Source organism: Polaribacter sp. HaHaR_3_91 (assembly GCF_019278525.1).
Taxonomy (GTDB): domain Bacteria; phylum Bacteroidota; class Bacteroidia; order Flavobacteriales; family Flavobacteriaceae; genus Polaribacter.
This window is the reverse complement of record NZ_CP058986.1, coordinates 3,446,261-3,468,359: the sequence shown is the minus strand read 5'-3', so window position 1 is coordinate 3,468,359 and position 22,099 is coordinate 3,446,261. Positions and strand designations below refer to the sequence as shown.

The window sequence follows — 22,099 nt, the reverse complement described above, 5'->3', positions numbered from 1 at the left end:
TGTTATGCGGTTTTAATTCTATAAAAATGAAATTTACACTAAAATATATTTGTTTTTTATCATTTATAATATGCATTGCTGCTTGTTCAGATGATAACAGCATTGATAAGGATTTAGATAAACCAACAATTACTATTAATTATAATGAAGGATTTCCTCAAGGCTGTACTCAACTTTCAAGAGGAGAAACTTATAATTTTAGAGCTCAGGTTACAGATAATAAAGAATTAGCTTCTTACAGTATTGATATTCATCATAATTTTGATCACCATACACATGACGATCAAGGGGTGCAATGTGATTTAGAAGCTATAAAAACAGCTGTAAATCCATTAATATTTATGGAAAACTATTCGATAGTAGATGGAGTAACTAGTTATGAAATTAATATTTCAATTACAATCCCCAATGATATAGACCCCGGAGATTATCACTGTGCGTATTCTGTAACAGATGTAACTGGTTGGCAAAGTAGAACTTCTGTAGATATAAAAATTATTTAAAGAATCTTAATTATAGAAAAGTAGTCAAATTTTCTACAAATGAAAAAACCAGTAATTTCTAAGTCGTTGGAAAGTACTGGTTTTATTGGTGACCATGGCGAGATTTAAACCTGCAACCTCTTGAGCTGTATACAGGGTTAAAAAACACAGCTTGACTAATTTTTTAACACTCGGCAGTATCTCTTTACATAATTATTCTAACAAAGTAAACTTTTTAGAGATTCTTGTTACTTTAATATAGTATGCTCCCCAGTCTACATTTTTATCAGTTACAAACCAAGCACTCATATCTGTTTTTCCTTTTGTAAAATTTCCAGTAAAAGCTAAAGATTTTGCTCCTTTTGCTATTGGTGATTTTTGTTCCCAGGCTCCAATTTTAACTACTCCTGATTTAAAAGTCATCGCATTTCCTTCATTAATGGCTTCTGTAGATAATGTTCCTTCTCTACCAGCAACAGCATCATTAATAGCTAAACCAGCTTCAAATGGCCATCTACTAATTTCTATTTTATAAGAACCTGAGTGTTCAAAATTTACAGTAAAAAAGCCGCCTTTCGGATTCTTTTTTCCATCTCTTATATAATTTTGATTCCAAGGAAGATGAGATTCATGAATATGTGTATCATGGCATGTTAACTCTATTGGGTTTTGATTATCAGAACCTAGAATTATTTCAGGAAACTGATTGAATTCTGTAGAAACTGAACTCCACCATTCATTATAAAAACCTCGCATTTTCTCTACCTTTTCTGGAAATAGCTTTGCAATATCATTTTCTTGACCTGGATCTTTAGCAATATCATACAATTCTGTACCATTCACCAATCTCATTTTGTCAGACATTACAGCACTTTTTCTCCATTTTATAGGACTTTGTACACGTTGAGAATCTGTAATTAAGTATTCTCTTCCAATGGTTTTTTCAGTTCCTAAAAGCAAAGAAGAAATATCTGAACCATCAATTTTCTTTTGTCTTTCAGGAAAATCCAAATCACACAAAGTTGCCAATGTTGGTAAAATATCTAAATGAGCGGTTAAATCGGTAACATCTTTTCCTCCGTTAATATTTTTACCTGGATATGATATAAAAAACGGTACTCTATGTCCACCTTCATATTCGCTATTTTTAGTTCCTTTCATTCCACCGTTGAAACCGTATAATTTACCTCCTACAGTTTTATAACCAGAAGCAGTTCCGTTATCTGTCATAAAAATTACAATCGTATTATCTGCAATATTTAAATCTTCAAGTTTCTTTTGTAGTTTCGCAAAATTATCATCTACATTGGTAATCATTCCGTAAAATACTTTTTGAAACTCAGGAATGTCTAAATCTTTGTATTTGTTATAATATTCTTCTGGAACATTATAGGGTAGGTGAGGTGCGTTTGTAGAAATATAAGCGAAAAATGGTTGGTCTTTCTTTTCTTCAATATATTTTATAGCTTCATCAAACCAAACATCTGTACAATATCCTTCATATTTGGTTGGTACTCCATTTTTAAAATACGTATCATCAAAATAATCATTATCCCAATAATCTGGAGTCTGACCAACGCCACCACCTCCATGAGAAATAGTGTATTTAAAACCTTTATCTTGTGGTCTAGAAGGATAGGTGTCACCCAAATGCCATTTACCAAACATGGCAGTTTCGTAACCATTTTCATTAAAAACATCCGCCATAGTTACCTCGTCTTTTCTTAAAATAGAAACGCCACCTATTGTATGCCAAACACCAACTCTATCAGCATATCTACCGGTCATTAAACCAGATCTAGAAGGTGCACAAGTTGGACCAACATGAAAATCTGTTAATCTAACAGATTCATCATGAAATTTATTTAAAGCAGGCGTTTTTACCAATGTATTACCATGCGCCCCAATATCTCCATAACCTTGATCATCTGTAATAACAATAATTACATTCGGTTTTTGGGTTACTTTAGAATCTGTAATTTTTTTAGACTGAGATGTACACGAAAATGCAATTCCTACAAGAGTAATTAGCAATACTAATTTTTTATTCATTTTAATTTATTTTAAAAAGTAGATAATAAGCTTTTGTTTTATTTAACAGTTTTAAACCTAATTAGGCAAACCTTCTTTCCAATCTTGCCACAAGCTTTTAAGCTCGTTTACAATTTCTTCATTATTTTCTGCTAAATCATTTTTTTCAAACGGATCTTTTGTGATATTATATAATTCCGTTTTATTGATTTTATCATTAAATAACATTTTCCATTCGCCTTTTCTAATGGCTCCTTCAGCCCAATGATCTGTATTCAAATTTGTAAAACGCCATTCCCAAAACAATGGTTTTGTTCTTTCAAAATTTTCATTTTCTAGAATAGATGTTATATTCTCTCCATCAATAGCATAGTCTTTTGGCAATTCTATTTGTGCTAGACTGGCAAATGTTGGTAATAAATCTACTGTAGAAAGTACACTTGTAGAATCTACTTTATTTGCCTGAACATGATTTTTCCATTTTACAATAAAAGGCACTTTAACTCCGCCATCATAAATGTCTACTTTTCTACCTTTTAAACCTGCGGTAGAACCTGCTTCTTTAGAAGGCCCCCATCCTGCTGGACCATTATCACTAGAAAAAATTACTAATGTATTTTCATCCAATCCCATTTCTGATAAAGAATTCAATAATCTTCCAACATGAAAATCGGCATCTTTTAAAACAGCATAATACGTTTCTTTACTTGGTGATAAACCTTTAAAATCTTTACGCTGTTCTTCTGATGGCCAAAGAGGTGTGTGTGGATCTTTCAACCAAAGATTTATAAACATTGGTTGTTTTCCTTTATTTCTTTTGATAAAATCAATGGTTTCATCAACAACAATTTTACTAGAACTTTGTACCCAAAGTGTATCATTATCCATATATCTAGTTGTTTGCCATTTTTTATCACCTTTCCAAGTTGGTCCATTTCCGTTCCAAACTCTGGTTTCATCATAACCATACACTTTTGGTTCAGGTGCATTAGGATCGCCGTTAGGCAAACCACCACCACCTAAGTGCCATTTACCAAAATGAGCTGTTTTATACCCTGCTTCTTGCATTGTTTTTGGTAAATAAACTGGTAAAGAATCGTCTAAATAATCTGGCATATTTCTTTTTACATTAAAATCATGTGCTGCTAAGTGACCATGAATACCATGTCTTGCAGGAAAATGTCCTGTTAAAACGGATGATCTACTCGGAGAACAAACACCACTAGTAACATGAAACTGCGTATACCTTGTTCCTTCTGCAGCCATTTTATCTAAATTTGGCGTAACCACTTCTTTATTGCCATATACGCCTAAATCTCCATAACCCCAATCATCTGCAAAAATAAAAATGATATTAGGCCTTGTAATTTCACTTGCTTTTTCAACTTCTTTTTTACTGTTATTACAAGAAACACTTGAAAATATAACTAGTAATAATGTGATATATCTTAATGAGGAAATTTTCATAATAGTTTTAATTTTGAAATGTTTCTGTTTTCTGTTGATTGATTAAATCTGCTGCTAATTCTTTTACTTTTTCTGGAAATTGACTTGCTAAATTAGTAGATTGTCCGATATCGTCTTTAAGATTGAAAAGTTGCACGGTATCCTTATCGGCCTTAAAACGTTGTCCTTCTTTAAACCATTTAGGTATTCTAGCATGATAACCATCTTTATTATTGATATACAACCAATCTCCTTTTCTAACAGCATATTTGGATGTAAATGTATTATGAATAATATTTTCTCTTACAATCTTATTATTTTCTGTTAACCAAACATCCGAAAAATTATAACTATCATGTGCAAAACCCTTTGGTACTTTACTATTTGTAATAGTTGCTAACGTATTTAAAATATCTATTTGACTAAATAATTGCTTACTTGTAGTACCTGGTTTTATTTTTTTTGGCCATTTTACGACAAAAGGTACATGATGTCCTCCTTCGTAAACATCTCTTTTTACACCTCTAAAGGGATGTGAACTATCGTGATTGTAGTTTTTAATACGATTGTAAGCATATATTTCTGAGCCATTATCTGAAGTGAAAATAACAATGGTATTTTCATCTGCTTTTATCAATTTTAAAGCCTCTAAAATTTGTCCAACTGCATCATCTGTTTGGTACACCCAATCACCATAAGGACCTGCTTTACTTTTTCCTCTAAATTCTTCATTCGGAATTATTGGTGCATGTGGAGAAGGAAATGCCATGTACAAAAAGAAAGGTTTTTGTGCATTTTCTTGATTTTTAATAAACGTTACGGCAGAACTTGTAACAGTAGGTAAAACTTTGTAAAAATCCCAATCTTTTACGGATGGACCTGGTCTTAACTCCCAATTACCTTCTAAAGCAAAATCTTCTTTTGGATGTTGTAATGTTAATGTTGGTACTTCTGTAACCTTGTCATTTTCTATCCAAGTATATGGAGGAAAATTTATAGTTCCATCTCCAAAATAAGAATCAAACCCTATAGATAAAGGTCCACCAGGAATTTTCTTGCTCCAATCATAGGCTTGTGCTGGCCAAATTTCTACTTGCTTATTTCTTAATTGTGTTTTTTCTTTTTGAATGAAGTCTTTTTTTCTGATTGCTTCCCAATCCCAACCTAAATGCCACTTGCCAATAGCTGCTGTATGATAACCATTTTCTTTAAGAATTTTAGGCAAAGTAACCTGATTTTCTTTAAAAACAGTGGGGCCCATGGAATGTACAATGTCATTAAAATCTCGCCAATGATATCTACCCGTTAAAAGTGCATATCTACTAGGTGTACAAATACCAGAAGAACTATGTGCATCTGACATTAGCATGCCTTCTTTTGCCAATTGATCTAAATTTGGCGTAGGTATTTTAGATTCTGGGTTTTGAATTGCTAAATCTCCATATCCCATATCATCAGCATAAAAAATGATAATATTAGGTTTACTTATTTCGTTTGGTAATTTTGTTTTCTTTTGACAAGATGATAAAACTATCAATATGAATAAATAAAAATAGCTACTTAATTTCATAACTCTATTTTTTCCAGTCGATTCTTGATTTTTTCTTTTCTAAATCTACCCAAACGCTTGCATGTTCGTAATTTCTGGTTAAAACCCAACCGTTTGTTTGCATGTCATCTAAAGGTTTTCCTAAAGGTTTATCAAATTCTGGATACCATAAAAGCGATCCCATACTTAATCGATAGCCCCAATTGTAAATAATATAAGAATGTTTTTGAGCGCCAGCCAAAAAAGAAGCTAAAGCAAAATTTAAGTGTTCTTTAGAAATTTTCTCTTTTTCTTTTTCTGATTTCGCCATAAAACTCTTGTTTAACCAAGCATTTTCTGGCCAAGATTTAAAAACTACAATTTTCCCACTTTTTCCCGCTTTTTCCATTTCTTGAATATCTTTTAGCATACTTTCTTTTGTTTTGCTATTAAAATATCCAAAATGCTCAATCATAATGGCATCTGTGTTTTCAGGAAAATCATTTCCTGCATTTCTTAGTGGAGTAGAACGAATTCCGTTGTAAACAATAATTTTATCATCACCAATTTTAGCTCTAGTTTCTTTAATTAAATCTTTTAAACCTTGCTGAATTGCATTGTATTTTTCTACGCCCCATAGTCTTTTATTTCCTGGACTGGTTACTTGATTTAGTGCATCAAAGAAAACTCCGTCTATGTTTTTATTCTCTAAATTTTCTTTAGCAACATTAGACCACCAATTTCTAAAATCAGGATTAGATAAATCATAGCGTTTCATTTTATTGTCTTTTAAATCGAACTCGCCTGTTGCTGTTTTTAGCCACAAATCTTTTTTTGTTTGATATTCATCATGTGCTTTATACATAGAATAATCTAAAAAAGCATTCCAATAAAAAACCACTTTTACATCTTTATTCAGCTTTTTTAAAACTTTAGCATCTGCAGCAATTGATTCTTCAGAATATTTATATTTTGGAAAACCATGTGCTTTTTCTAATACCACAAAATTGGAATGGCTAGCAATAAATTTTGCCTCTTTTTTTGTTAAAAGATCTCCTTTTTTTCCAAAGTGAAAAGCTACAGGAACTTTATCCCAATTAAAATCTGGATAATATGAGTCGTTTTGAGAAAATGCTGTTTGCACTAAAAATAAACAAATTAGGAACAAAGATGTATGTGAAAAAGGGGTTTTCATTATTCTTATATTTATTTGATTGGTCTTAATTTTAGAGATTTTAAACTTGATGTTTTTTTATCTCCTTCAACTAAAGATGTTGTAATTGTATGTAACCCTGGAGTTTTAAATTCTAAGATACCCATGCTGTAAAAAACATACTTTTCTGTAGCTGCCTGTTGGTTTTGTACCTCAACACCTTCATCTGTAACAGTTTTCCATACCAACCTTTCCTTACCTGCATACGATAAATCTAAGTAATAGTAACCTGCTTCTTTAACATCAATATTCCATGTTATTGTTCCGTTTTCTTTCCAATCACTAACTTGATCAGCATGTTTCCATTCACCAAACTTTTCCATCCAACGTTTGTTAGATTGAGTTGCATTTTTAGCTTCTCCAAATTCTGTAATTAAAACAGTATCGGTATTTGGATACACACCTAAAGAATTATCTTCTACTAAAATTGTATCATCTTCATTAAACTTTACTTCAATAACAGAAATTAAATCATCTGGTGCTTTATAAGGCACATCAAAAGAAACCCAATCAGTATCATCACTTTGATTAAATTTAACTTTTTTGTTTTTCCCTTTAGGATTAACAATATATGCTGATTTAATTTTGGTTTTTAATCCTGGTAAGTATAATTTACCATCTGTAGGCCATTCCGAAACCGCTAAAAACATAGAGTTGTCTTTAGTTGTAACATCTCCCCAAGGTAATTTGTAACTCCAAGGTGATGGATTAGCGTTATAAACAACTTGAGAATATTTCTTTAACCAATCTCCAGATTCTCTTAAGAATTTTGCTCCAATTTCTGGAATAACCCCCATTTGATTTGGACCTACATTAAATAAATAAGTACCACCTCTTGCAACAGTTTCTATAACTCTTCCTAAAATTACTTTAGGACTCTTAAAGTTGTTATCATACCAAGCATAAGACCATGAATCATTGTTTGTATCTGCAGTTTCCCATAATCCTTTAATTTTTTTTGTAGGCACCTCCATATCTCCAACACTAGCATAGTCTCCTAAACCATAACCAACTCTACTACACATCATTGCATTTGGTTGTAATTCTCTTACCATATCTGCTAATTCTACCACATATTTTTCCTCCATATCTCCAGGAGTATCAAACCAAACAAAATCAATTTGTCCGTAGTTAGAGCATATTTCTTTTACTTGTGGCTTACATTTATTGTAGAAATAATCTTCAAATGTAGCTTCTTTTCCATTTTCATCAACTTTAGGGCCTCTTGTTCCACCTGGCGCAGTCCAATCTTGATTATGTGAATAATAGAAGCCAAAACCTAACCCTAATTCATGACAAGCATCTGATAATTCATGCATAGGATCTCTACCAAATGGAGTGGCATCTACAATATTAAAATCACTTACTTTACTATCAAACATGGCAAATCCTTCGTGATGTTTACTTGTAATAATAATGTATTTCATACCAGCATCTTTTGCTAGTTGAGCAATTGCTTTAGCATCAAATCCTGTTGGATTAAAATTATTAGCAACTTTCTTATAATCCTCCACAGGAATACCTGCCATTCTAGGATTCATAATCCATTCTCCAATACCATAATAGGTCTTATCTTCCCAAACACCTGCTAGGTTTGAAAACAATCCCCAATGAATAAACATTCCGTAATTACCTTCATCAAACAATTTTGCTTTTCCACTTTTTAAAGCATCTCCAGAAACTTTCGTTTCTCCCCACATTTCTTCCATTCCTTTTTCTTTAGGTTCTTGAGAATTTATATCTAAGACACCGATAAAGAGTACTAAAACGGAAAAAATTAAATATCCTTTTTTAAACATATGTGTATATTCTAATTAAATTTATTTTGAATCAACTATTTTTTCTATTAAAATTTATATCTCATCGTTAATTTCCAAATAGGGTTTCTAGCATAGTAAGCTGAAAAATTTCTAGTATCACCTCCTTGAAATCTGCGAATATCTTCACCTGTAAGGTTGGATACTCCTGCACTAAGTTGTAATTTTTTATTTAATAAATTCTTTCTAACGGTAATTCCAAGAGTAGTATTTCCTTCAGTGTAGTGTGGTTCATCTGCACGTGTATTTCCTCCGATAGCTCCTAAATTACTCAGGTAATCACCTCTATAAGCTGCTGTAAACCTTACAGAAAAACCAGATCGCTCATAATACAAAGTTCCATTAGCATTATGCTTAGCTGTACCAGGAAAACCATCAGCTTGCTCCCCTAAATCTCCATCAAATTCACTTTCAACGTAAGAATAATTAGCTTTTACACCAAAATCTTTTGCAAAACCAGGTAAAAAAGAAAGGTGTTGATTCAATCCTACTTCAAAACCATAAATTTGTCCATCTGTAATGTTTACTGGCTTGGTTATATCAAATAGCAAACCAGTTAAATCATCAGTACCACCTGTTCCATCAGGTAATGCTATCCCTAATAATTCTTCTCCTGGATATGTTTGATCTGGTGTTACTGCTTTTACGATGTAATTTTTGAGATCTTTATAAAAAGCACTAAAAATAAAAGCACCTCCGTTGTTAGTATAAAATTCTAAAGTAGTATCATACATCCATGCTGTATAAGGTTTTAAATCAGGGTTCCCAGATACAATGGTTCCTCTTAGTCCCGAATTAGCTAAGTCTGCTGCATCTTCAGGGGCAATATTGGATAGAAAAGTAATCTCATTGTTTGGAATTAGATCTACAAACTTTGGTCTTGAAACTCCTCTATAAGCACTAAATCTTAATTTTGTTCTTTTTTGTAAGGTAAAATTGGCATTAAAGCTAGGTAATACATCCCATCTTGAAGTTTCTACTTCATAATAAAAATTCTCTATTGAAAACTCATCCAAATCATCGCCAGTATCTGCATCTTCAAATGCTACCCCACTAAATCCTCTTGATTTATTTTGTGTTCTTACAGCTCTAACTCCAAAATTTAAACTTACAGGAAGCTTAAGAAGCGCTGTTTTTATATCCATTTGTGTATAAAAATCGGTACTAGCTTCATTTGCACCGTAGGATCTTCTAGCATCAAAACCTAGATTATTTTCTTCTGCCTTTACGTCTTTTAAATCTACATCAAAATCAAAAATACTTCCTCCATCTACATCAGAATAACCTGGCATTAAATCTAGTACAGCTTGCCCTGGAACTTTAACCCATCCGTTTTCTAAACCAGCAACATTACCTTCATTAAAACCTACGCCCGTAATCTCTCCTAACAGATCAGTATAAGCACCACTAGAATTTAGGTCAGCCACAATACCTCCATATAAACCACTTAATTGATCACTATCAGTATGCGAAGAAGTTGTTTGTCTAGCTTCAAAATCAGTTACCGAATATCTAGATCCAAAAGATATTTTTGATTTTTTCTTTAACTCATATTCAAAATCAACTTTTGCTGCATAATTATACCCTTTAGTTCTAATAAGTCTACGTGAAACTCTATTAAGGTCGAAAGAAGCTGGATCAAAAGCCTCTACGGGTAATCCATAATCAGGAGTATCCCCTCTCAAATCAACATCCAAACTTGTTTGATCATACCCTCCGTTACGTCCTTGAACTCTGTGAGTTATTTGCGTTAAATTTTGAAAATAATTTAAATCTGAATACGATACATCTGAAATGATTTTTAATTTATTTATTGGTTTATATGTTGTATTTAAACCAACTATATTATTGGTTGAGTGATTGTCATAAAATTGATTTGCATTTGTAATGGTAGTCCTAACATTGTCTTCTGAAGAAGGACTAATATAAGTTAATATATTTCCATTAAAATCAAGATCTCCTTCATTAAAAATATGGCTTCCCCCTAATAATTGAGTACCTCCTGTACTTCCCAAACCTATCTGAAATTGCTGTCTATCCGAATTAGCTTCTACAGTTGTTCGAGTATAGTCTAATACCATATCTATTTCTTTTATTGGTCTCCATTGTATAGCTGCAGATGTTGCAAAACGCACTTCATTTTTTCTTAACAATGAATTATTAATGGTTCTACCAACAATTACATCAGAATACTCTGTCCCATTTTCATCCGTAAGATTTATACCCTGTGTAATTCCTCTTAAAGAAGCTTCATCTTTTATATTGTCTTCATCAGCATAAATAATTGAAAGTGCAACACCTAGTTTCTCATTTATTTTCGTTCCATAAACTCCTGAAAATCTCTGACCAAAATCAAGATCTTCAATTGTTGAATTAGACGCACCTCTTACATTTACACTGGCAAAATAATTCTTCTTTCTATATTTTGCTTCTAACGGTCTTATCGTTTGAAAATCTACAGTACCACCAAGGTTTGTTGAAACTTCTTTAGCCTGCGTTGTCTTATGAATTCTTGCTCCCGAAATAATTTCGGTAGGAATCACATTCAAGTTAAACTTTCTAAAATCTGATTTCCCTTCATTACCTGCAGAGATTGGTGTACGTCCATTCATTGTTACACCAACAAATTGCGGCCCTATACCTCTAATAGAAACTCTATCTCCAGAAACTCCATCAACATCTCTTTCTATTTGTACACCTGCAACTCTTTGCAAAGCATCTGCTGCGTTGGTGTCAGAAAAATTTCCAATATCTTCTGGAGTAATTGCTTCTATAACTATAGCTGCTTCTCTTTTAGCTCTCACTTCAGATATATTAGAAGCACGAATTCCTGTAATCACAATCTCTGTTAAAGATTGCGCATCAACTTCCATTTGAACATTAATTTGTTTTTTATCTGCTATTGCAATTTCTTTAGTCTTATAGCCTAAATAAGAGAATGTCATTACTGCATTAACTTTCTTTACCTCTATTATATACTCCCCTTCCATATCAGAGACTGTACCATTAGTAGTTCCGTTAACAATAATACTTACCCCAGGTAAGGGTGTATTACTCTCGTCTGTAACTTTACCTTTAATTACATTTTCTTGTGAAAAAGTAAAAGAAGACATCAAAACAACAATAATAATAGTTAATATATTTTTCATGTGTATTTGGTTTAGTTTATTGATGCTAATTTCTAACTTATTTAAACAAAGGGTCTTCTTATTTCAATCATTTCTTTGCTCATTTTAAAAAACAACTAGAAATATACCTTGATTTTCGTGCTATATATAAGGTGTTTAAAGAAAATATTGCTTTTAATAGTGCCTCTTTTTTTTGTTTTCTATAAAACCTTTTTCTCTTTATTGTTATTGATCTTTATTTTTTACAGCAAAAAAATGATGGAATAGAGAATCGTTTGTTAATAGGTAAATAGTTACTTTGTTTACCTGATAAATGAATTAAGTAATGAAGAAATTTACAACAATCTTTTTTTTAACATTAAGTGCAACTTTTGTTTTCTGTCAGAATAATCAGTTTCAAAAAACAATTGCTCCTAATTGGGAATCCATGGCAAAAAACTATCAGGTACCAGAATGGTTTCAAGATGGTAAAATTGGCGTTTGGATGCATTGGGGAATTCCTTCTTCTATTGATGAAAATAGAATAGAAGATGGATCGCATTATGGAAGAAGAATGTATGGTGATACAGATTACGATGCCAGAAACGAACCAGACAGAATGAGAACTGTAAAATTAACCAAATGGCATACAGAAAGATATGGGAAACCATCTGAATTTGGTTATGAAAAATTTATAAAAGACTTTAAAGCAGAAAACTTTAATGCCAATGAAATTGTAAAGTTTGTGAAAGAATGTGGCGCTCGTTTTATTATGCCAGTGGCAACGCATCATGATAATTTTGATATGTATGATTCTTTTTTTCCTTGGAACTCTGTTAAAATGGGCCCCAAAAAGGACATTCTTAGAGAATGGAAAAATGCTGCAACAAAATATGATTTAAAATTCGGAGTTTCAACTCATTTATATTGGTCTCCTCGTTTTTTTAGAACTGCAAGAAAATTTCAGAAAGAAGGTACTCCTGAATGGGAATTCTTTAACATGGATTATGATTCTTTCGAATTTGCTAGCCAAGATAGTTGGAACCAACATTGGTACAAACGTTCTTGGGATTTGATAGAGAAATATGATCCAGATATGTTTAATAACGATTCTCCTTATCCAACAATAAAAACCGGAAAAGGATTGGGTGTTAAATTATTTTCTGATTACTTAAATAGAGATTTAAAAGAGAATAACGGAAAACAAACAACCGTTTTATCTTTTAAAGATATAAAAAAGAATAAAGCGGCATTTACTTACAACTTAGAAAGAGGTATGTTTGGTGAACAACAAAAATATCCATGGATTTGGGCAACGGATTTATCTGGGAGTTGGTTTTATAGAAAGAATTCTTTTACCAAAATGTCTTTAGATGTATTAATAGGTAATGCTATTGATGCCATAAGTAAAAATGGTGTGGTTATGATTAACATTGCTTTAAAAGGCGATGGAACGATTCCTGATAATCAAATAAAAATGTTGTCTGATTTTGGTGCATTTGTAAAAATTAATCAAGATGGAATTTACAACACCAGACCTTGGAAAATTTATGGTGAAGGTCCTTTAAAAATAGTTACTAAAAGAGCCGGTGAGAATCTAAAAAAATTCTCTGAAAAAGACATTCGTATTACGACAAAAGATGGAAATCTTTTTGCTTTTGTTTTAGCAGCACCAACAGAAGATGTTTTAATTAAAACACTACATAAAGGTGGTGTTTTACAAAAGAAAATAAAAGAAATTAAATTATTAGGAAGTGATGAAAAAGTTACTTGGCAGCAAGAAAAAGAGGGGTTAATTATTAAAAATAACTTTAAGAAATTACCGAATCAGCCAGCTATTTGTTTTAAAATATTTTTAAACTAATTTATATCAAAAATGGATTCTAAATTTTCATTTTTATTAATTGTTTTAACACTTACTTTAGGTTCGTGTAAAACACAAAATGTAGATACTTCTGCAATAAATTTGGTGAAAAATAAGTTGCCAGAATTTTCTTGGGATAAAATGCCATTGTATATGCATTTACGCAAATCAACTTCTTTTTCTAATAAAGAGATTCAATATTTATCAAAATTTCCATTAATCACTTTTGAAAAAACAACAGGAAGCAAAACTTTTGGGTCTACAGAAAAAGGAACTATTAAAGCGGCAAAAGCTGTAAAAAAAATCAATCCGAATGCTAAAATATTATATTATAAAAATGTAGTTATCAATTGGGGTGGTTATTCTGAAGATGAAAATTTTTTATACGAACATCCAGAAGCTTTATTAATCAATGCTAAAGGACAAAAATCGGTAATGCCAAATGGCAAAACAGGATTCTTTGACATATCAGAAGATTACGTGCGTAAGTATTGGTTACATCATGTAAAAAAGGTTACTGAAAATCCATTTATTGATGGTGTTTTTTTAGATGCTAATATAAAAGTATTAGTTCCTGGTTTTTTTAATAGTCGTGTTGGAGAAGAAAAGCAAGAAGCTATTAAATCTGGTTACTTATCAATGATGGCAGATTTAGAATCACAATTAGGAGATGATAATTTACTCATAGCAAATATTCTTCGTGTTCGACCAGAATTTGAAGATTCGGGTAGAGCATACTTAAAATTCTTTGACGGCTCTTATATAGAAGGTTTTGAGCATGAAAGTTTTGGCATGGCTTATGAAGATTACCTAGCACAGGGAATAGAAGCTGTACAAAAATCTGCAAGAGAAGGAAAAGTAATAGCCATGTCTCTTGGTATTGGCAAAGGATTAAAAAATGCCGAAGCAGGTATTGATGATGTTAGAAAAAAAGTAAGTAAACATGAAGATTTTTCAAAGCGCTTAGAGTATCTATTAGCTATTTTTTTAGTTTGTGCAGAAAAATACAGTTATGTTTATCCGCATGATGGCTATGGAACTGAAAAATCTGCTGTTTGGTTAAAAACATTTCCACAATATGAAAAGCCTTTAGGAAAACCTTTGGGTTTTGCAAAACGCGAAGGCTACATCTATACCAGAAAATTTGAACATGTAGATGTCTGGTTAGATATCAAAAATAAAACATCAAAATTAAACTATAAATAAAACTTTACGTCCTAGAATTAATATAACAAATTAAAAAAAATGAAATCAATTTTAACATCACTAGCAATTTTATTGTTCTTTTCTAATCATGTTATTAGTCAAGAAAAAAAGGATTTAATAAAACCCAATGTTATTATTTTTTATGCTGATGATTTAGGTTGGCAGGATACAGAAATAAATAATTTAGACGAACCAAGCCCATGGGAAACGCCTAATATTTCAAAATTAGCTGATGATGCTGTAAACTTTACAAACGGATATTCTCCAGCACCTACTTGTGCACCATCTAGATGTGCTGTTTTAAGTGGGTTACATCCTACCAAAACAGGAGTAACACACGTTGCTGGGGGGCAAATGCCTAACGCAGAGCAAAGTCCAAACTATATATCACCTTTTTTTGAAGGAGGATTGTTTCCAAAACATTTTACAATTGCGGAAGCTTTAAAAATGAATGGATATACAACAGGACATATTGGAAAATGGCATGCAGGACATGATGATTCTCAAAAATCAAAAAACCAAGGTTTTGATTTTGTTCATGAATCTAGAGGAGCACATCAAGGACCTAAAAAACCAGACAATCGTTTGAATACATTTGCAACAAAAGCAAAGAATGATCCTTACCGTTTAAGTGATGAAAAATATCCTCCTTTTACCAAAGATTCTCCGGAAGGAATTTCATACCCATATGATGAAATTACTGAAAATGCTCTTAAATTTATTGGTGAAAGTAAAGACGAACCTTTCTTTTTATATTTAGCACATTGGATGGTACATTCTCCAATTCACACTAAAAACCGTGAGTTATTACAATATTACTGTGATAAGTTAGGAATTGATTTTCCAACAAAAGATGTCCCTGTAACAACAGAAGGTCAAACAAATCCTTATTTTGGATCTATGGTAACCACTTTAGACTGGAGTTTAGGACGTGTGGTAGACTTACTAAAGAAAACAGACGACCCTAGAAATCCTGGTAAAAAATTATACGAAACTACATACATCTTTTTCTCTTCGGATAATGGGGCTGTTGAACACGTAGGTAAAGAAATAGTTACAGATAATTTTCCATTAGATGAAGGAAAAAAATATGCTCAAGAAGGAGGTATTAGAGTACCAATGCTAATTTCTGGACCAAGTATACCAAAAGGAAAAGTATATGATGGGTTGGTAAATCAATTAGATTTTTACCCAACAATTTTAGACCTTACAAATAGTAAAATACCTACTAAGTACAGTTCCGATTTAGATGGATTAGATATTTCTGGAGTTTTGTTAAATAATGAAACTGTTATCAAGAATAATAATGGAGAACCAAGAAAAGATTTATGGTGGCATTTTCCTCACAATCGTGAATTTCAAATGCAATCTGCAATAAGAGCGGGAGATTATAAATTGTATAAAAACCATGTAAAAGGTAATTATGAATTATACCGTTTGTACAAAAATGGTGAAAGAGCAGATTTAGAAGAGAAATTTGATATTGCAGAACAGTCTCCAGAGATAGTTAAAGATTTATCTACAAGATTAGAAAAGTATTTAAAAGAGTACGATGCTAAATTCCCTTATAAAAATCCTTCAAAAATAAAAGGAGAACCAGAAAATGTAGCTGCTATTCCAAAAATTAAATCAGATTCTTTTGATCCTGTATCACGTAAAATTACGGTTACATTAGAAAATGGGAACTCTAAAGTTATTGAGTTTTATGGATTGATATCTTACAAAGATTTACATGCCGTTTCAAAAAATGGAAAACAAAGAAAAGTGCACGAACCTTTTACAAAATTAGAAGGAGAATTTAATAAAAAGACATCAGAATATACCTTAACGCTTCCAGTTGGAGTAACAGAAGCGGGTATCATTTTTATAGATGAAAACAGATTTATGGTTAAAAGTAAATTTCATGCTTTAAAATCACCAAAAAAATCTAAAAAAAATAAGAAAAACAGAAATAATTAAAACAAATAAAATTTAAAATACTTACGATGAAAAACAAAACAAATCTTTTAGGTTTATTGTTCTTATCACTATTTGTATCTAATGCAATGTATAGTCAAAAGAATTCTAAATTAATAAAACCAAATATCATCATTTTTTATGCGGATGATTTAGGTTGGCAAGACGTACAATTAAATGATTTAGATGCGCCTTGTGCTTGGGATACGCCAAACATTGCCAAATTAGCGGAAGATGCTATCAATTTTACCAACGCATACTCTCCGGCACCAACTTGTGCGCCTTCTCGTTCTGCACTTTTAAGCGGATTACATCCTGCTAAAACAGGCATCACCAATGTAAGTGGAGGAGGAGTTCCTAAGGCTCAGAGAGCTGAAAAATATATTAGTCCTTATTTTCCATCAGGATTAATGCCAGAAAACTTTACCATCGCAGAAGCTTTAAAAATGAATGGTTATAAAACAGCTCATGTAGGAAAATGGCATGCAGGAGAACTTAAAATTCAAAAATCAACCAATCAAGGTTTTGATTTTGTACATGAATCTAGAGGGGCACACACAGGACCTAAAAAACCAAATACTCGTTTGACTAATTTTGCTACAAATGACGCTAATGATCCATACCGTTTAAGTAAAGAAAAATATTTTCCTTTTACAAAGGAAAATCCTGAAGGAATTTCTTATCCAACGGATGCCGTTACAGAAAATGCACTTAAATTTATTACCGAAAGTAAAGAAGAACCTTTCTTTTTATATTTAGCACATTGGATGGTGCATTATCCAATTCACTCAAAAAACCGTGCATTATTAGACTATTATTGTGATAAATTAGGCGTAGAGCTTCCAGAAGTAGATGCTGAATGGACTAAAGAAGGTCAGAACAATCCTTATTTTGGAGCTATGGTTACCACTTTAGACTGGAGTTTAGGGCGTGTTGTAGATTTGTTAAAGAAAACAGATGACCCTAGAAATCCTGGTAAAAAATTATACGAAACTACGTATATCTTCTTTTCATCGGATAATGGTGGAGCGGAAACTCGTAAGGCAGAAGTAATGTCTGACAATGCGCCTTTAGATAAAGGTAAAAAATATTCTGAAGAAGGTGGTATTAGAGTACCAATGCTAATTTCTGGACCAAGTATTCCAAAGGAAAAAACAAAAGATGTTTTAATCAATCAATTAGACTTCTATCCAACCATTTTAAACCTGACAAATAGTGAAATACCTTCTAAATATAGTGATGATTTAGACGGATTAGATATTTCTAAGGTCTTGTTAAATAACGAAAAGGATGTAAAAGATAGCAAGGGAAACCCTAGAGAAGATTTATGGTGGCACTATCCTTATGGAGACGATGTTAAAAACCAATCGGCTATTAGATCTGGAGACTATAAATTGTATAAAAACTTTAATTCTGGTAAATATATATTGCATCGTTTGTATAAAGATGGAAAGCGATATGATTTAGAAGAACAACATGATATTGCAGCAGAATCTCCTGAAATTGTTAAGAAGTTAGCTGCTAAACTAGAAAAGTATCTAAAAGATTACGATGCTAAGCTGCCATATAAAGACCCTTCTAAATTTAAAAATGAAGAAGATGCAGCCGCTATTCCGGTTATTGTGAATGATGTTTTTGATGCGAATTCTCGTACAGTGACTATTCAATTAGAAAAAGGAAAATCGAATGTAATTGAAAGTTATGCGCTTATTAAAATTTCTGATAAACCAAGTGCTACAGGAAAGAAAAAATTACATACAACATACATAAAAGTACCTTTAGAAGCTAGTAAAAACAAATTAGAATACACTTTTAATGTACCAAAAGATGTACATGAATGTGGCGTTATTTTTATTGATGAAAATAGATTTATGGTAAAAAGTAAATTTCATGAGTTAATAAAGGCTCCTAAAAAAGGAAAGAAAAAAAAAGGGAAGAAGAAAAATAAAAAGAAGAAAAAGAATTAAGCCCCTAAAAGAAGTGAAAATATAGAATAGGTCTTTCATAGAGTAATATTCTTTTTATGGAAAAAAGAATTCCATGAAGCCAAATACTAAAAACAGGAAATATGAAAAATATCGTTACTACTTGTTTTTTGTGTTTCCTGTTTTTATCAAAAATAGCGTATTCACAAGAAAACATTAAAAAACTGAAAGATAGTAGACCAAACATCATCTTTGTTATGACAGATGATCAAGGTATGGGAGATTTTTCTTGTATGGGAAATCAAGTTGTAAAAACGCCAAATATTGATGCTTTTTATCAAAAATCAACACGTTTTACAGAGTACCATGTAAGCCCTACTTGCGCGCCAACAAGAGCAGCATTAATGAGTGGTAACCATGAATTTAGAGCAGGCGTAACGCATACAATATTAGAACGTGAAAGAATGGCTTTGGACGTTTACACACTTCCACAAGCGTTGCAATCTGCAGGTTATAAAACAGGTCTTTTTGGCAAATGGCATTTAGGAGATGGAGATGAATATCTCCCTCAAAATAGAGGTTTTGATGAGGTATTGATGCATGGTGCTGGAGGTATTGGTCAAGTCAATTTAGGGGATTTCCCTGCGAATAAAGAAAACTTATATTTTGACAATGTCTTACTTCACAATAAAACGATTGTAAAAACGAAAGGTTTTTGTACAGATGTGTTTTTTGATGCAGGATTGGCTTGGACAAAACAACAAATCGATGCTAAAAAACCATATTTTACGTATTTATCATTAAATGCACCTCATGCTCCATTAATTGCTCCTGAATCTTATAAAAAACGTTTCTTAGAATTAGGCTATGATGAAGGTACTGCTGGCAGATATGGAATGATTGAAAATATTGATGATAATTTTGGAAGGTTGCTAAAAAAACTTGAAGAATGGGATGTTTTAGACAATACTTTAGTCATTTTTACAACAGATAATGGTGCAACACATTTAGGAGGAACTTTAGATGGAAAAAAAGTAAAACATTTTAATGCCAATCTTAAAGGTGGAAAAAACTCGCCTAATGAAGGTGGAAATCACGTACCTCTTTTCTTTTATTGGAAAGGCGTTTTATCCGAAGGAAAAGATATCAACCAACTTACAGCACATATAGATTTATACAAAACCTTTACAGAATTGGCTGGCGCTAAATTGCCAGGAACCATGCAATCTTTAAAAGGATTATCGCTAATTCCTTTATTAGAAAATACAGTAACAAATTGGGAAGATCGTTTGATGTTTACGCATTGTGGACGCTGGAAAACAGGAAAAGTAGAAGAAGCTAAATACACTAAAATGGCTATAAGAAGTCAGCAATGGCGTTTTGTAAACAATAAAGAATTGTATGATGTTATCAATGACCCTGGAGAAACAAAAAATATTGCATTAGAAAACCCTGAAGTGATAGAGGATTTTAAACAACCTTATGATGAATGGTGGAGTAATTCTATTCCTCTAATGGTTAACGAAAATAGAAAAAGAATAAAAGAGCAACCGCTTCATGCAAAGTATTATAAGCAATTAAAGGAAAAAGGAATTTTAGAATGGAAACCTACAGTTGATTAAAAAATTACGAAAATGAATGTTATAATGCGTCCGTTTAAAACCAAACTAAGAATCTATAGTATTGTATTTTCTATGTTTTTAGTTACTATTTCCTGTAAAAAAAAGGAAGATATTACTGTGTCGATTGAAAAACCATTCGACCAAACCAATAATTGGATTGTACTGGAAAAAACAAATGCGGAAAAAAAAGAAACTACATATTCTTGGTACTTTAATGTAAAACATCCTGCTGAATATGTGCTTCAAATGGTTTCAAGTGGAGAAATCTCCGAAGATAAAAAAACTATAAAAGTAAAGATTGATAAACAAGAGTTTGAAGAATCACTCTCCAAAAACTACGTAATTAACTCGAATGAGATAATTTCAGAATTCAAAAGCAAAATTCAATTTAAAAATACAGGAGAACAGAAGATTTCAATAACAACTGATACAAATTTTAAAACGCTAAGAATTATTCCTCATTATAAAAAACCAATTGGTTCTGGCAACTATCATCAAGAATGGTTATCAATGCACAATTCTGATGAAAAACAAAACGCACTAAAACGTTTTAAAGAAGCAAAGTTAGGAATGTTTATTCACTGGGGATTGTATTCTGAAATTGGTGGAATATGGAAAGGAACTAAAATAAATCATTCTCCTTACCCTGGACCAAAAGTTGCAGAATGGTTAATGTATGCTTTTCAAATACCAAGAGAAGAATATAAAGAGCTCGCAAAAACGTTTAATCCTGATAAATCATTTGCTCAGAACGTTGCAAAACTTGCAAAAGATGTTGGCATGAAATATATAGTTATCACCTCTAAACACCATGATGGTTTTGCTTTGTTCGATTCAAAAAGTTCAGAATTTGATATAGTTGATGCAACTCCATATAAAGCAGATATTGTTAAAGAATTGTATGACGCCTGTTTAAAAGAAGGTATCGATTTTGGCGTTTATTATTCACATGGAAATGATTGGATGGATGGTGCTGATGGTAATTATGCCAACGTTAAAAAGGTAAATGATTCTTTAGGGATTTACACACATCCAACAGGTAAAAACTTATGGGATCCAAGTAAGAATACGCATAAAGAATATCTTCAAAACAAAGCATACCCTCAAGTAAAAGAACTTTTAAATTTATTACCAGAATTGGGCTTAATATGGTTTGATGGAACTGGTTTTATCACCGAAGAACAAGCATTTCAGTTTTATAAATTGGTTTATGATATCAATCCAAATGTAGTAGTAAACAGAAGAGTTGGTTATGCGTTTGGAGATTATTTAGATGCTGGAGATAATAAGATTCCTTCTGCATCAGAAAAGTTAGAAAAATATTGGGAAACTTGTGGAACAACAAATAATTCTTGGGGTTACAAATCTTACGATAAAGACTGGAAAAGCCCAAAAGAATTGTTATACTACTTTGTTGATATTTTATCAAAAGGAGGAAATTACTTATTAAATATTGGACCAGATGGAAAAGGAAATGTACCAGAAACAAGCGCCCAAAATTTACGTGAAATGGGTAAATGGATTCATCTAAATGCAGATGCTGTTTATGGAACATCTCGTTGGAAAACACCCAATGAAGGTCAAGAAGAAACACTTTTAGATGGTACAGGTCATAGAGCTGCTAAAGGCTTTGAAAGAAAATTTACTTCCAAAGATTTTTGGTTTACAACAAAAGAAAATAAAGTATATGCTATTTCTTTAACGAATACAGAGGGAGATATTCTTATAAAATCGCTGAGAAAAGGTGAAGGAGATATTGAACAAGTAAAGTTATTAGGAAGCGGCAAAACCCTTAAATGGAATCAAAATAAAAACGGATTAAAAACTACTGTAATCGGATTACCAAAAAATGCGCTTGGTTATGTTATAGAAGTTACTTTAAAAAATAATTAAACTAAATTA

General features: G+C 31.9%; 13 protein-coding genes. 7 read left to right on the top strand and 6 right to left on the bottom strand.

Going from position 1 to position 22,099, the window contains the following annotated elements:
• Positions 1–26 precede the first annotated feature (26 nt).
• Positions 27–503, top strand: coding sequence for a DUF4625 domain-containing protein (locus H0I27_RS14515; protein WP_218731335.1), 477 nt, complete (start codon positions 27–29; stop codon positions 501–503).
• Between the two features lie 192 nt (positions 504–695).
• On the opposite strand, the gene H0I27_RS14510 is transcribed toward H0I27_RS14515, so the two are convergent.
• From H0I27_RS14510 to H0I27_RS14485, 6 genes are read right to left on the bottom strand one after another with little or no spacing between them, the layout of a single operon-like run.
• A complete protein-coding gene (locus H0I27_RS14510; RefSeq protein WP_218731334.1) occupies positions 696–2,534 on the bottom strand; it encodes an arylsulfatase in 1,839 nt (612 codons plus the stop codon).
• 57 nt (positions 2,535–2,591) lie between these two features.
• The gene (locus H0I27_RS14505) at positions 2,592–3,980 is read right to left on the bottom strand and encodes a sulfatase (protein WP_218731333.1); all 1,389 of its coding nucleotides are present in this window, start codon (positions 3,978–3,980) and stop codon (positions 2,592–2,594) included.
• Between the two features lie 7 nt (positions 3,981–3,987).
• A complete protein-coding gene (locus H0I27_RS14500) occupies positions 3,988–5,529 on the bottom strand; it encodes an arylsulfatase (protein WP_218731332.1) in 1,542 nt (513 codons plus the stop codon).
• 4 nt (positions 5,530–5,533) lie between these two features.
• A complete protein-coding gene (locus H0I27_RS14495) occupies positions 5,534–6,682 on the bottom strand; it encodes a putative glycoside hydrolase (RefSeq protein WP_218731331.1) in 1,149 nt (382 codons plus the stop codon).
• A gap of 11 nt (positions 6,683–6,693) precedes the next feature.
• Positions 6,694–8,499 (bottom strand): alpha-L-fucosidase, encoded by a 1,806-nt coding sequence (locus H0I27_RS14490; RefSeq protein WP_218731330.1) that lies wholly within the window; start codon positions 8,497–8,499, stop codon positions 6,694–6,696.
• A 47-nt stretch (positions 8,500–8,546) separates the two neighbouring features.
• A complete protein-coding gene (locus H0I27_RS14485) occupies positions 8,547–11,666 on the bottom strand; it encodes a TonB-dependent receptor (protein WP_218731329.1) in 3,120 nt (1,039 codons plus the stop codon).
• 304 nt (positions 11,667–11,970) lie between these two features.
• Here H0I27_RS14485 and H0I27_RS14480 point away from each other — a divergent pair, with 304 nt between their 5' ends.
• From H0I27_RS14480 to H0I27_RS14455, 6 genes are all read left to right on the top strand, one after another.
• Complete coding sequence (locus H0I27_RS14480) at positions 11,971–13,488, top strand: alpha-L-fucosidase (RefSeq protein ID WP_218731328.1); 1,518 nt, start codon at positions 11,971–11,973, stop codon at positions 13,486–13,488.
• Between the two features lie 12 nt (positions 13,489–13,500).
• Positions 13,501–14,694, top strand: a complete 1,194-nt coding sequence (locus tag H0I27_RS14475; protein ID WP_218731327.1) for a putative glycoside hydrolase — start codon at positions 13,501–13,503, stop codon at positions 14,692–14,694.
• 39 nt (positions 14,695–14,733) lie between these two features.
• Positions 14,734–16,653 (top strand): sulfatase, encoded by a 1,920-nt coding sequence (locus H0I27_RS14470; RefSeq protein ID WP_218731326.1) that lies wholly within the window; start codon positions 14,734–14,736, stop codon positions 16,651–16,653.
• Between the two features lie 26 nt (positions 16,654–16,679).
• The gene (locus H0I27_RS14465; RefSeq protein WP_218731325.1) at positions 16,680–18,617 is read left to right on the top strand and encodes a sulfatase; all 1,938 of its coding nucleotides are present in this window, start codon (positions 16,680–16,682) and stop codon (positions 18,615–18,617) included.
• Between the two features lie 101 nt (positions 18,618–18,718).
• Positions 18,719–20,197 carry an arylsulfatase gene (locus H0I27_RS14460; protein ID WP_218731324.1) on the top strand — a complete coding sequence of 493 codons (1,479 nt, stop codon included), beginning with the start codon at positions 18,719–18,721 and terminating at the stop codon, positions 20,195–20,197.
• Between the two features lie 12 nt (positions 20,198–20,209).
• The gene (locus H0I27_RS14455) at positions 20,210–22,090 is read left to right on the top strand and encodes an alpha-L-fucosidase (protein WP_218731323.1); all 1,881 of its coding nucleotides are present in this window, start codon (positions 20,210–20,212) and stop codon (positions 22,088–22,090) included.
• Positions 22,091–22,099 lie beyond the last annotated feature (9 nt).